This window comes from Pseudomonas entomophila, from assembly GCF_029193575.1.
Lineage (GTDB): Bacteria > Pseudomonadota > Gammaproteobacteria > Pseudomonadales > Pseudomonadaceae > Aquipseudomonas > Aquipseudomonas entomophila_G.
In genome coordinates this window covers 16,139-29,351 of sequence record NZ_JARGCS010000036.1, presented here as the reverse complement: position 1 = coordinate 29,351, position 13,213 = coordinate 16,139, and the positions used below count along the sequence as shown (strand labels likewise).

At 66.3% G+C, this 13,213-nt stretch carries 8 protein-coding genes; 3 read left to right on the top strand and 5 right to left on the bottom strand.

The genetic code is table 11. The features are described from left to right. Nucleotides 1–15: 15 nt before the first annotated feature. The 3 genes from P0Y43_RS17140 to mfd are packed head-to-tail and all read right to left on the bottom strand — an operon-like array spanning nt 16 to nt 7,370. Nucleotides 16–3,336 carry a DEAD/DEAH box helicase gene (locus P0Y43_RS17140; protein WP_275638461.1) on the bottom strand — a complete coding sequence of 1,107 codons (3,321 nt, stop codon included), beginning with the start codon at nt 3,334–3,336 and terminating at the stop codon, nt 16–18. Between the two features lies 1 nt (nt 3,337). Then, nucleotides 3,338–3,910 carry a peptidoglycan binding protein CsiV gene (locus P0Y43_RS17135; protein WP_275638460.1) on the bottom strand — a complete coding sequence of 191 codons (573 nt, stop codon included), beginning with the start codon at nt 3,908–3,910 and terminating at the stop codon, nt 3,338–3,340. A gap of 10 nt (nt 3,911–3,920) precedes the next feature. Next, nucleotides 3,921–7,370 carry a transcription-repair coupling factor gene (gene mfd / locus P0Y43_RS17130; protein WP_275638459.1) on the bottom strand — a complete coding sequence of 1,150 codons (3,450 nt, stop codon included), beginning with the start codon at nt 7,368–7,370 and terminating at the stop codon, nt 3,921–3,923. A gap of 167 nt (nt 7,371–7,537) precedes the next feature. On the opposite strand from mfd, the gene P0Y43_RS17125 reads away from it, so the two are divergent. From P0Y43_RS17125 to sthA, 3 genes are all read left to right on the top strand, one after another. Continuing rightward, nucleotides 7,538–9,001, top strand: a complete 1,464-nt coding sequence (locus P0Y43_RS17125; RefSeq protein WP_275638458.1) for a glyceraldehyde-3-phosphate dehydrogenase — start codon at nt 7,538–7,540, stop codon at nt 8,999–9,001. Between the two features lie 186 nt (nt 9,002–9,187). Then, the gene (locus P0Y43_RS17120) at nt 9,188–10,186 is read left to right on the top strand and encodes an FAD:protein FMN transferase (protein ID WP_275638457.1); all 999 of its coding nucleotides are present in this window, start codon (nt 9,188–9,190) and stop codon (nt 10,184–10,186) included. A gap of 202 nt (nt 10,187–10,388) precedes the next feature. Then, nucleotides 10,389–11,783, top strand: a complete 1,395-nt coding sequence (sthA, locus tag P0Y43_RS17115) for a Si-specific NAD(P)(+) transhydrogenase (protein ID WP_275638456.1) — start codon at nt 10,389–10,391, stop codon at nt 11,781–11,783. Between the two features lie 42 nt (nt 11,784–11,825). On the opposite strand, the gene P0Y43_RS17110 is transcribed toward sthA, so the two are convergent. Beyond that, nucleotides 11,826–12,548, bottom strand: coding sequence for a glycerophosphodiester phosphodiesterase (locus P0Y43_RS17110; protein ID WP_275638455.1), 723 nt, complete (start codon nt 12,546–12,548; stop codon nt 11,826–11,828). A 32-nt stretch (nt 12,549–12,580) separates the two neighbouring features. Further along, nucleotides 12,581–13,165, bottom strand: a complete 585-nt coding sequence (locus P0Y43_RS17105; protein WP_275638454.1) for a PilZ domain-containing protein — start codon at nt 13,163–13,165, stop codon at nt 12,581–12,583. Nucleotides 13,166–13,213: the final 48 nt, after the last annotated feature.

Below are 13,213 nucleotides of genomic sequence, written 5' to 3'. Positions count from 1 at the left end.
CATTCGCCGCACGCCTCAGCGGCTGCGCTTGCCCGGCAACGGCGCAAACAGCGCTTCGATCTCCTCATCCCCCAGCCGCCACTGCCCGGCCTCGCCGCCATCCAGCAACCCGGCCGCCAGCGCCGCCTTCTCCTGCTGCAACTGCTGGATCTTCTCTTCCACCGTACCCCGGGTGATCAGCTTGTAGACGAACACCGGCTTGTCCTGGCCGATGCGGTACGCGCGGTCGGTGGCCTGGTTCTCGCTGGCCGGGTTCCACCAAGGGTCATAGTGGATCACCGTGTCGGCGGCGGTCAGGTTCAGGCCGGTGCCGCCGGCCTTGAGGCTGATCAGGAACACCTCGCTGTCGCCGTTCTGGAACTGCTGCACCGGCGCGCGGCGGTCGCGGGTCTCGCCGGTCAACAGGCTATAGCGGATGCCACGCTTCTCCAGTTCTGCTTCGATCAACGCCAGCATCGAGGTGAATTGCGAGAACAGCAGCACCTTGCGGCCCTCGCTGAGCAGTTCCTCAAGCATTTCCAGCAGGCTGCCGAGCTTGCCCTTGTCGGCGAAGCTGCCCTTGGCCTCGGCACCCTTGACCAGGCGCAGGTCGCAGCAGACCTGGCGCAGCTTGAGCAGGGCGTCGAGGATGACGATCTGGCTGCGCGCCGCGCCATTGCGAGCGATCTCGTCGCGGACCTTCTTGTCCATCGCCACCCGGACCGCCTCGTAGGTGTCGCGTTGCGCGTCGCTGAGCTCGACCCAGTGCACCATCTCGGTCTTCGGCGGCAGTTCGCGGGCGACCTGTTCCTTGGTGCGACGCAGCAGGAACGGGCGAATGCGGTTGGCCAGGTGGGTCATGCGCTCGCGGTCGCCCTGGCGCTCGATGGGCGTGCGGTAGTCCTGGGTGAAGCGCTTGCTGTCGCCCAGCCAGCCGGGCATCAGGAAATGGAAGATCGACCACAGCTCGCCCAGGTTGTTTTCCATCGGCGTGCCGGTCAGGCACAGCCGCTGGCCCGCCTGCAGCTCACGCACCGCCTGCGCGGCCTTGCTGGTGCTGCTCTTGATGTTCTGCGCTTCGTCGAGCACCAGCACGTGCCAGTGCTGCGCGCGCAGGTGTTCGAGGTCGCGCGGGGCGAGGGCGTAGGTGGTCAGCACCAGGTCGTAGTCGTGCAGGGTGGTGAAGTGCTTGGTCCGGCTCGGACCGTGCAGGGCCAGCACACGCAGGCTTGGGGCGAACCGCTGGGCCTCGTCGAGCCAATTGGGCACGAGACTTGTGGGCATCACCGCCAGGGCTGGCTGGACAAGACGCCCGGCTTCTTTCTCCAGCAGCAGGTGGGCGAGGGTCTGCAGGGTCTTGCCCAGGCCCATGTCGTCGCCCAGGATGCCGCCGGTGCCCATCTCGCGCAGGGCCTGCAGCCAGTTCAGGCCCTGCTGCTGGTAGGGGCGCAGCGTGGCGGCCAGGCCTTGGGGTGGCGCCACCTGCAGGTCACGGGCATCCCGCAGGCGACGCCCGAGGTCGCGTACGTGGGCGCCGCCTTCCCAGTGCAGCGGCAGTTGGTCGATGTCGTTCAGGCGCGCGGCGTCAGCGCGGTCCAGGCGCAGGCTCGGGCCGACCACCTCCTCGTGCAGGTACAGCTCGCCGAGGGTGCCCATCAGCGCCTTGATGCGGCCATAGGGCAGGGCGACGCGCAGGGCGGGGCTGTCCTGGCGCAGGCGGTTGAGGTCGACCAGCAGGTGTTCGTCGTCGCCGCGCCGGGCCAGTTCGCTGGGGCGCAGCAGTTCGGGGTTGCTGCGCAGCAGGTGCAGCACGATCGGCAGCAGACTGTGGCGCTGGCCATCGACGACGATGCCCAGCTCCAGGTCGAACCATTCATGGCCCGGTGCTTCCTGGACCGTAGCGTACCAGTCGTCGACCTCCTGCAAATTGAAGGCGAAGTCGCGGTGCGGGTCGATCTGCCAGCCCGCTTGGCGCAACCGCGGCAGGTCCTCGCGGGCGAAACGCAGCCAGGCTTCGTCGTCGGCCAGTTGGAACATTTCCCCGGCGCTGTCGGCCAGGGCCTTGCTTTGCCGGGTGGCGGGCTTGAAGCCGAGCTTGCGCAGGGTATCGCGCAGGCGTTGCTCGGCCTGGGGCTGGCGGCGGATGCGCTGGCTGGTGGCATCCACCAGGCGGGTCAGCGGCTTGTCGTCGTTGGCGCTGGTGCGCAGGCCGTCGTAGTCGAAGGCCAGCGCGGCGCGGTGCTGCATTTGGCGCTGCATGCGACCGGTCTTGGGCATGTAGGCGCTGAATTCGATGCTGCCCAGGGTCAGCCGCGGTGTCGGCGGGATATCGCTGATGTCTTCGCTGCGTACGGTGGTGGGCGTGGGCACCTGGCGGTTCAGGGCGTTGAGGCGATGGCTCAGCGGCACGACCAGGCGTTCGGGCACCACGGGCGCGCGGGCGAGCTGGCTGGCGATGAAGGGGTCGAGGCCATGCTCCAGCTCGCCGCTTTGCCAGGTCTGCGGATCGACGTAGTACAGCGGCTCCAGCGGCAGGGCGCGCAGCGTGGGCCGCTCGTCATGGTGCCAGGCGCTGCGGTAGCTGCCGTTCTCCAGGCGAACCCAGCGGAACTCGGCGTGCAGCGTCGGGCCTGGGGTGAGCGGCGTGGTGTTGTCTTCGAACAGCATGCGGCCGGTGCCCAGCGCGTATTTGAACAGCTCGGCGCCCGGCTTGCCCGCCAGTGCCACGCTGGGGCCGGTCGCGCCCTTGCTGCGGGCGTCGATCAGGCGCAGCAGGCGCGCATCGTCCTCGGTCACGTAGCGCGGGGTGTAGTAGATCATCTCGGGCAGCGAGGTGATTCGCCCCAGTTTCAGCTCGCCGTCGGCCTGGCGGGTGCCCTTGAGGACTTTCAGCAAGCATTGGTCACGCTCGAAGCTGACCTGGTAGTACAGCGCCGGCCCTTTGCGTGCAGGCTCGCGAGGCCCTGCATCGGGTGTGGGGTTGGCCAGCCCCTCGACCCACTTGCTCAGGTCGTGGGGCAAGGACAGCGCGGCTTGCTCGGGCGGCAGGTGCTCTTCCTTGTCGCGTTGCAGGAAGAACAGCACGGCTGCGCAATGCTTGCAGTTGAGCCCGACCGGGCAGGAACAGCGTCCGAGCACGCGCAGCGTGCCCGCGTTCATCATCAGGTGGATGGTCTGGCTGTAGCGGTTGCCGGGTGAGCCCTCGCACACCGACTCGACCAATAGCTGACTCGCCGCATGCAGGGTCACTCGGCCTTGCCCGGCATATTCCCGTCCGCGACCGAGCGCCCCGCTGTCGAAGTTCTGGGTCCATGACTCGTGCGTCAGCAGCAGCTCCCGTGCTTCGTGTTCGCTCACCTCACTGCTCCATCATCTCCGGGTCGATCACCGGCACCTTGCGCAGGCCGGCGGGGGCGACCTTGATCAGCACGGCCAGGTGGCCGCCGTCGAGGAAGGTCAGCTGGTTGGCCTTGACGTTGCTGTTGCTCTGCTTGAACTGCTCGCTTTGCAGCACGCTGCCGTTGCCGTCGAGCTGGTTGACCCAGAAGTTGGCCTCGACGCTGATGAAACGACCTTCGGCGATGCTCAGGTTGCCCTCGATGGGGAAGTGGCCGAACTGCTCGTTCCCGGCGCCCAGGGCAATGCGGCTCGGTTCGCTGCCGACCTGTTGCTGCCAAGCCTTGTGCAGCAACACGGTGTAGCCGGGGGTTGCCTCCAGGCGAGTGGCCTCGTCGCTCAGGGCCAGTGGGCGTTCGTCGGCCTTGTCCAGGCGTGGGGCGCTAGCGCTCCAGTCCTCCGGGGCGAACGGGCTGGTCACCGCCGGCACGGCGTTCTGCCGCAGCAGGAGCATTTCCACCTGATAGGGGCCTTCGGCGAAGGCGGCTGGCGCGATCAGCGTCAGCAACAAGGTCAGGCAACGGATGGCACGCATGGATCTTCCTTCAGGCAGGCTGCGGGGTCAGGCGCTCGAACAGCGCCTCCAGGGTATTGAAGCGTTCGTCTGGGCGTTCCATCGGCACCAGGAAGCGGAACTGGGTGGCCCCTTCGAACTTGTAGCGCTTGGGCTGGCCCTGAATCAGCTTGATCAGGGTCAGCGGGTCGACCGGCGTTTCGGCCTCGAACTCGAGCTTGCCGCCATTGGGGCCGGCGTCGACCTTCTTGATCCCGAGCTTCTCGGCCTGCAGCTTGAGCTGGGTCAGGCGCATCAGGTTCTTGGTCGGCTCGGGCAGCAGGCCGAAGCGGTCGATCATCTCCACCTGCAGGTCTTTCAGGCCGTCCTCGTCGGCTGCCGAAGCGATGCGCTTGTAGAGGATCAGGCGAGCGTGGACGTCGGGCAGGTAGTCTTCGGGGATCAGCGCCGGCAGGCGCAGGTTGATCTCTGGGCCGCCACCCAATGGCTGCTCGAGGTTCGGCTGGTTGCCCTTGCGGATGGCCTTGACCGCGCGTTCGAGCATTTCCATGTAGAGGGTGAAACCCACCGCCTGGATCTGCCCGCTCTGGCCCTCGCCGAGTAGTTCGCCGGCGCCGCGGATCTCCAGGTCGTTGGTGGCCAGCACGAAACCCGCGCCGAGGTCCTGGGTGTTGGCGATCGCTTCCAGGCGTTTCTCGGCATCGCTGCTGATCTGCTGGCGCGGTGGCGTGAGCAGGTAGGCGTAGGCCTGGTGGTGGCTGCGCCCGACCCGGCCGCGCAACTGGTGCAGCTGGGCCAGGCCGAACTTGTCGGCGCGCTCGATGACGATGGTGTTGGCGCTGGGCACGTCGATGCCGGTCTCGATGATGGTCGAGGCCACCAGCACGTTGAAACGCTTGTGGTAGAAGTCGCTCATCACCTGTTCGAGCTCACGCTCGCGCATCTGCCCGTGGCCGATGCCGATGCGTGCCTCGGGCACCAGTTCGGCCAGCTCGGCGGCGCATTTCTCGATGCTTTTCACGTCGTTGTGCAGGTAGTACACCTGGCCGCCGCGCAGCAGCTCGCGCAGCAACGCCTCCTTGACCGTGCTCTTGTTCTGTTCCATGACGAAGGTGCGCACCGACAGGCGCCGCGCCGGCGGCGTGGCGATGATCGACAGGTCGCGCATGCCCGACACCGCCATGTTCAGCGTGCGCGGGATCGGCGTGGCGGTCAGGGTGAGGATGTCCACCTCGCTGCGCAGGGCCTTCAGTTGCTCCTTCTGGCGCACGCCGAAACGGTGTTCCTCGTCGATGATCGCCAGGCCCAGGTCTTTGAAGCGCACGTCGTCCTGCAGCAGCTTGTGGGTGCCGATGAGGATGTCGATCTTGCCCTCGGCCAGTTGTGCCGCGGCGCTGGCGACTTCCTTGGCCGACTTGAAGCGGCTCATCACCTCGACCGTCACTGGCCAGTCGGCGAAGCGGTCGCGGAAGCTGTTGTAGTGCTGCTGGGCGAGCAGGGTGGTGGGCACCAGCACCGCCACCTGGCGGCCGCTGTGCACCGCGATGAAGGCCGCGCGCATGGCCACTTCGGTCTTGCCGAAGCCGACATCGCCGCACACCAGGCGGTCCATCGGCTTGCCGGCGAGCATGTCCAGGCGCACGGCCTCGATGGCCGATTGCTGGTCGGGGGTTTCCTCGAAGGGGAAGCCGGCGCTGAAGGTGGCGTAGTCGGCGGCCGGGTCGGCGAAGGCGTAGCCCTTGCGCGCGGCGCGCCGGGCATAGATGTCGAGCAGCTCGGCGGCGACGTCGCGGACCTGCTCGGCGGCCTTGCGCTTGGCTTTCTGCCAGGCCTCGGAGCCCAGCCGGTGCAGCGGCGCCAGGGCGTCGTCGCTGCCGGTGTAGCGGGCGATCAGGTGCAGGTTGGCCACCGGCACGTAGAGCTTGGCGCCCTCGGCGTATTCCAGGGTGAGGAATTCGGCGACCTGGTTGTCCACTTCCAGCGTGGCCAGGCCCAGGTAGCGGCCCACGCCGTGGTCGATGTGCACCACCGGGGCGCCTTCGCGCAATTCGGTGAGGTTCTTGATCACCGCGTCGTTGGCCGCCTCGCCGCGCTTCTCGCGGCGCCGGCGCTGCATCACGCGCTGGCCGAACAGCGGGCTCTCGGCCACCAGGGCCAGGGCCGGGTCGTCCAGCAGCAGGCCGTCGTCCAGCGGGGCGATGGTGATCGCCAGGCGCTCCTTGCCGGTGATGAAGTCGGCCCAACCCTCGACCGTCTGCGGGCGCAGCTTCAGGCGCTCGAGCAGCTCCAGCAGCACTTCGCGACGGCCCGCCGATTCGGCGGTGAACAGCACGCGGCCGGGGAACTGGTCGAGGAAGTTGGCCAGTTCGGCAAGCGGCTGGTTGGCCTTGGCCTCGATGGCCAGGTTGGGAAGCGCGCGCGCCGGGAAGCGCTCGCGGCCCACGCCGGGCTCCACCTCGTCGGCGCCGACCAGCACGCGCGGCCACTGCTTGAGCCGGGCGAAGCAGTCTTCCACTGGCAGGAACAGCTCGGCGGGCGGCAGCAGCGGGCGGGTGAGGTCGCCGCGGCGCTCTTCGAAGCGCCCGCGCACGTCGTTCCAGAAATGCTCGGCGGCCTGTTCCACACCGGGCAGGGAGAACACCTGGGTGTCCGCCGGCAGGTAGTCGAACAGGGTCGAGGTTTCTTCGAAGAACAGCGGCAGGTAGTACTCGATGCCGGCGGGGATGATGCCGCTGGTGAGGTCCTGGAAGATCGCGCTGCGGCGGAAGTCGACGTCGAAGCGTTCGCGGAAGCGCGCCTTGAAGCGCGTCACTTCCTCCTTCTGCATGGGGAACTCGCGCGCCGGCAGCAGGCGCACCGAATCGACCTTGTCGATCGAGCGCTGGGTCTCCGGGTCGAAGGTGCGCAGGGTCTCGATCTCGTCATCGAACAAATCGATGCGGTAGGGCAGTTTGCTGCCCATGGGGAACAGGTCGATCAGCGCGCCGCGCACGGCGAACTCGCCATGCTCGTAGACCGTGTCGACGCAGCGGTAGCCGCTGGCTTCCAGGCGCGTACGCATCTGCTCGACGTCGACCTTCTGGCCGATGTCCAGCACCAGGCTGCTGCCCAGCAGGAAGCGCGTCGGCGCCAGGCGGTGCAGGGCGGTGGTCACCGGCACCACGAGGATGCCGTGGTCCAGCTCCGGCAGCCGGTACAGGCTGGCGATGCGCTGGGAAATGATGTCCTGGTGCGGCGAGAACAGGTCGTAGGGCAGGGTTTCCCAGTCCGGGAACGGCAGCACCGGCAGCTCCGGGGCGAAGAACCGCAGTTCCTGCTCGAGGCGGTCGGCGGCCTGGCTGTCGGCGGTCAGCAGCAGGGTGAAGCGGCCCGCGCTGCTGGCGGCCTCGGCGATGGCCAGGCTCAGGGCGGCACCGGGGAGGTTGCCCCAGGTTTGTTTGCCGGCCGTGGCCGACAGTTTCGGTAGGCGCAGAACTGACACGGGAGATTGGACTCCAAGCGTTGCGGCAAAGAGATCGATTGTACCGGCGCGCGTGCCGGCTGTCAGGCTCGCGAGGGCATGGTGGCGGGCTTTGGCGGCGGCGACAGGCGCTCATTGCCCGATACGCCGTGGGGCGTCATAATGTAGCCCCTTTTTTCTCCCCCTACATGTGGAAGGTTCCCGTGACTCAGAAGCCCGACCAGTGTCTTGGTGAGTGGATCGATCGTGAAGCCCTGGCTGAAGCGATGATCCCGCTTATCGGTCAGCTCTACCGCAATAACAACGTGGTGAGCTCGATCTATGGCCGCAGCCTGATCAACCGTTCGGTTATCTCGATCCTCAAAGCCCACCGCTTTGCTCGTCACCGCCAAACCGACGAGACCGAACTGTCCGTGCACGAGACATTCCCCCTGCTCAAGGCCATGAGCGAGCTGAAACTGGGCGCCGCTTCGGTCGACCTGGGCAAGCTGGCCAACAAGTTCAAGCAGGAAGGCAACGGCCGCAGCGTAGAGCAGTTCGTCCGTGAAGAACTGGCCGACGTGGTTGGCCAGCAGAACGCTTCGGCGCGCAAGGGCACCGACGTCGTTCTGTACGGTTTCGGCCGCATCGGCCGCCTGCTGGCGCGCATCCTCATCGAGAAGACCGGTGGCGGCGACGGCCTGCGCCTGCGCGCCATCGTCGTGCGCAAGGGCGCCGAGAACGACCTGGTCAAGCGTGCCAGCCTGCTGCGTCGTGACTCGGTACACGGCCCGTTCGATGGCACCATCACCATCGATGAAGCCAACAACACCATCACCGCCAACGGCAACCTGATCCAGGTCATCTACGCCAAGAGCCCGAGCGAAGTCGACTACACCCAGTACGGCATCGAGAACGCGCTGATCGTCGACAACACCGGTGTATGGCGTGACGCCGACGGCCTGGGCCAGCACCTGGCCTGCCCGGGCGCCGCCCGCGTGATCCTCACCGCGCCTGGCAAGGGCGCGCTGAAGAACATCGTGCACGGCATCAACCACGCCGACATCACCGCCGAAGACAAGATCGTCTCCGCCGCCTCCTGCACCACCAACGCCATCGTGCCGGTGCTCAAGGCGATCAACGACCAGTACGGCATCGTCAACGGCCACGTCGAGACCGTTCACTCGTTCACCAACGACCAGAACCTGATCGACAACTTCCACAAGGGCAGCCGTCGTGGCCGCGCCGCGCCGCTGAACATGGTCATCACCGAGACCGGTGCCGCCACCGCCGCCGCCAAGGCGCTGCCGGTGCTCAAGGGCAAGCTGACCGGCAACGCGATCCGCGTACCGACGCCGAACGTCTCGATGGCCATCCTGAACCTGAACCTGGAAAAGCCAACCACCCGCGACGAGATCAACGAGTACCTGCGCCAGACCGCCATGCACTCGGAGCTGCACAAGCAGATCGACTACGTCAGCTCGCAGGAAGTGGTATCCACCGACTTCGTCGGTTCGCGCCACGCCGGTGTGGTCGACGCCGAGGCGACCATTGCCAACGACAACCGTGTTGTCCTGTACGTCTGGTACGACAACGAGTTTGGCTACAGCTGCCAGGTCGTTCGCGTGATGGAAGACATGGCCGGTGTGAACCCGCCAGCGTTTCCACGCTGATAGGCTTGTAAGGCAATGAAAAAACGGGAACCTTCGGGTTCCCGTTTTTTTTTGGCCTATGTTGTGTCTGTGCCGGCCCTATCGCGGGGCAAGCCCGCTCCTAAAGGCTCAGCGCCGGTTTCATGGCCGGTGCCGGAGCGGGCTTGCCCCGCGATAGGGCCGGCACCGCCGACCGAGAGATCGAACTTGCGCACGACCTTGCTGTTTTTCCTGCTGCTGCTGTCAGCCTGCAACCCGCGCCCCACCGTCGAACGCCTGGGCGGCCCGACCATGGGCAGCAGCTACAGCATCCAGTACGTCCGCGACCCCGGCGGCCCCGCCCCGGAACAGGTGCAGCATGCCGTCGAGGCCGTTCTCCAGGACATCGACCGGCTCTATTCCACCTACCGCGGCGATTCCGTGGTCAGCCGCTTCAACCAGTTGCCTGCCAACCACTGCCTGGCCATCCCCGCCGACATGCTCGAACTGGTCACCTTCGGCCAGCACCTGGCCGATCTCAGCGGCGGCGCCTACGACCTCACCGTAGAACCCTTGCTCGATCTTTGGGGCTTCGGCCCGCAAGCCCGTCAGGAACACGTACCCGACCCCCAGGCACAAGCCCTGGCCCGCGAGCGCGTGGGCTTTCGCAAGTTGCGCATCGAAGGCCAGCAACTGTGCAAGGACGCTGCCCTGGAGCTGGACTTCAACAGCATCGCCGCCGGCCACGCCGTCGACCTGATCGCCGTGCGCCTGGGGGCGATGGGCGTCGGAAGCTTCCTTGCTGAAGTCACCGGTGAGCTCAAGGCGGTCGGCCGCAAGCCCGATGGCAGCCCCTGGCGGGTGGCCCTGGAGCTGCCCCGCGAGGACCGCCAGATCGCTCGCCAGGTGTTGGCCGTGGACGGCCTTTCGGTCTCGACCTCGGGTGACTATCGCAACTATTTCGAGGAGAATGGCCGGCGCTATTCGCACACCTTCGATGCCCGCCTCGGGCGCCCGGTGGCGCATGCCCTGGCCGCGGTCACCGTGCTTGACCGCTCGGCACTGGTCGCCGATGGCTATTCCACGCTGCTGCTGATCCTGGGCCCGGAGCGTGGCTGGGCGTTCGCCATGGCCCACGGTATCGCCGCGGTGCTGGTGACCCGCGTCGAGGGTGGCTTCGTCTCCCGGTCCACGCCGGGTTTCGAGCGGGCGGTGAAAGGCGAATGAAAGGCAAGGCACGGATGATCGCCGCCAGGGAATCGGTGCAAGACATGTAGTGCAGGCAAAGTTGGCCTACGACGCGACCAAGGGTTAATGTGCGCGGCGTTCACGCTTGATTAGACTGCACCCGAATTTTTTCATGGCGCTCTGGCGACATGATCGAGCCCCGCGGCCAGCCGGCCGGCGGGCCAGTTCTGAAGGAGTACGCATGGCTGTCTACAACTACGACGTAGTGGTGCTGGGTTCCGGCCCGGCCGGAGAAGGTGCGGCAATGAATGCCGCCAAAGCGGGGCGCAAGGTCGCGATGGTCGACAGCCGTCGCCAGGTCGGCGGCAACTGCACCCACCTTGGCACCATTCCCTCCAAGGCGCTGCGTCACTCGGTGCGGCAGATCATGCAGTTCAACACCAACCCGATGTTCCGTGCCATCGGCGAGCCGCGCTGGTTCTCCTTCCCCGACGTGCTCAAGAGCGCCGAGAAGGTGATCTCCAAGCAGGTCGCCTCGCGTACCGGCTACTACGCGCGCAACCGCGTCGACGTGTTCGTCGGCACCGGCAGCTTCGCCGACGAGCAAACTGTCGAAGTGGTCTGCGCCAACGGCGTGGTCGAGAAGCTCAACGCCAAGCACATCATCATCGCCACCGGCTCGCGCCCGTACCGCCCGGCGGACATCGACTTCCACCACCCGCGCGTCTACGACAGCGACACCATCCTCAGCCTCAGCCACACCCCGCGCAAGCTGATCGTCTACGGCGCCGGGGTGATCGGTTGCGAATACGCGTCGATCTTCAGCGGCCTGGGCGTGTTGGTGGAACTGGTCGACAACCGTGGCCAGTTGCTGAGCTTCCTGGATTCGGAAATCTCCCAGGCGCTGAGCTACCACTTCAGCAACAACAACATCACTGTGCGCCACAACGAGGAATACGAGCGGGTCGAAGGCTTGGACAACGGTGTGATCCTGCACCTGAAGTCGGGCAAGAAGATCAAGGCCGACGCCTTGCTGTGGTGCAACGGCCGCACCGGCAACACCGACAAACTGGGGCTGGAGAACATCGGCATCAAGGTCAACAGCCGTGGCCAGATCGAGGTCGACGAGGCCTACCGCACCAGCGTGCCGAACGTCTATGGCGCTGGTGACGTGATCGGCTGGCCGAGCCTGGCCAGCGCCGCCCACGACCAGGGCCGCTCGGCGGCTGGCAGCATCATCGACAACGGCAGCTGGCGTTTCGTCGATGACGTGCCGACCGGCATCTACACCATCCCGGAGATCAGCTCGATCGGCAAGAACGAGCAGGAGCTGACCCAGGCCAAGGTGCCCTACGAAGTGGGCAAGGCCTTCTTCAAGAGCATGGCCCGCGCGCAGATCGCCGGTGAGCCGCAAGGCATGCTGAAGATCCTGTTCCACCGCGAGACCCTGCAGATCCTTGGCGTGCACTGCTTCGGCTACCAGGCCTCGGAGATCGTGCACATCGGCCAGGCGATCATGAACCAGCCGGGCGAGCTGAATAACCTGAAGTACTTCGTCAACACCACCTTCAACTACCCGACCATGGCCGAAGCCTATCGGGTAGCGGCCTACGACGGCCTGAACCGGCTTTTTTGAGCGGCTCCGGCCGGTGGCCTGAGCCGGTCGGGGAGACCGATTTCAGTCCTTCCCAAGGGTGGTCTTGGCCAAACCGGGAAAGTCTGTAATCAGGCTGTCCACGCCAAAGTCGGCGAGTCGGCGCATCAGTGCCGGCTCGTTGACCGTCCACACCGACACGTGCAAACCCTGGCGCTGCGCCTTGAGCAGGCGCTCGGGGGTGCACAGCGTCCAGTTCAGCGCGAGCATCTCGCAGCCGTAGTTCTGCGCGACCTTCAGCGGGTCGAGCCAGGCGTATTCGGCCACCAGCCCACGGGATACGTCCGGCACCAGCTCCTGGGCGGCGCCCAGCACTTCCCGTGAACTGGAGGTGATGGTGACTTTGTCCAGCAGGCCGTATTGCTGGGCCAGCTCGCGGATCGCCAGCACCGTGCTCGCCGCGCGGGTGCGCGAGGCGCTCTTGACCTCCAGTTGCCAGTGGGTGAAGGGGCATTTCTCGAACAGCTCTTCCAGGCGCGGGATCGGGCACGGGTGCACATGGCCTGGGCCGCCCTTGCGCGCGTCGTAGGTGGCAAGCTCCGCCGCGGTATGCTCGACCACCTTGCCGCGTCGGCCAGTGGTGCGCTTTAGGGTAGGGTCGTGGATCACCATCAGCTCGTTGTCGGCCGACAGGTGCAGGTCCAGCTCGCAACGGTCGATGCCATGGGACAGGCACTGGCGGAAGCTGGTCAGGGTGTTCTCGGGCGCTTCGCCCTTGGCGCCGCGATGGCCGTAGATCAGGGTCACGTTCGTTCCTTCAGGTCAAAAAGAGAAAAGGCTCAGGGGGCAGGGTCGCTCTGTTCCAGTTGCTGGCGCCGCTGCTGTTGCTGGCGCTGCAGGATATAGCGCGCCAGCAGCTGGCGCTGGGCGTCGGTCATGTCGGTGAACTCGGTGCCGACCTCGAAGTCGCCAGCGGGTCGCGGGTCGCAGTGGGTGACCCGGCCGCGCAACAGCAGGCCATGGGCACGGGGCATCAGCACCATCTTGACCTTTACCCGGGTGCCAGGGGCGATCTTCTGCGCCTGGGCGAACTCGATGCCGCCTTCGGAGATGATCACCCGCTGCGGTTGGCCGATCTCGCCGATCAGGGTTTGCGCGACCACCGCGCTGAGCAGGTCCAGGCGGCGGTTCTGCGCGCGCAGGAAGGCCGCGAGGGTGCGGTCCTTTTCGCTGAGCTGGCGCAGCAGATGCTGGGATTCGAAGTCGGACAGGTGCAGCTCGCTGAGCAGGCTGAACAGCGGTGAATCATCCTGCAACAGTTCTGTCTCAAGGGCTTCGGCCGCGCTCAGGGGGCTTATTTCCAGTGCGATCCGGTCTTCGATGCGGTAGTATTCGCGGCGATCTTCTTCGTCTAGTGTCGTCATGGCGAACCCATGGTAGCGGCGGTGGTCCGAGTGTAAAGCCGCCGTAGG

Coding starts and splice junctions, on each gene's coding strand:
- P0Y43_RS17125 (WP_275638458.1), top strand. CDS start 7,538: ATGTGGAAGGTTCCCGTGACTCAGAAGCCCGACCAGTGTCTTGGTGAG.
- P0Y43_RS17135 (WP_275638460.1), bottom strand. CDS start 3,910: ATGCGTGCCATCCGTTGCCTGACCTTGTTGCTGACGCTGATCGCGCCA.
- sthA (WP_275638456.1), top strand. CDS start 10,389: ATGGCTGTCTACAACTACGACGTAGTGGTGCTGGGTTCCGGCCCGGCC.
- P0Y43_RS17105 (WP_275638454.1), bottom strand. CDS start 13,165: ATGACGACACTAGACGAAGAAGATCGCCGCGAATACTACCGCATCGAA.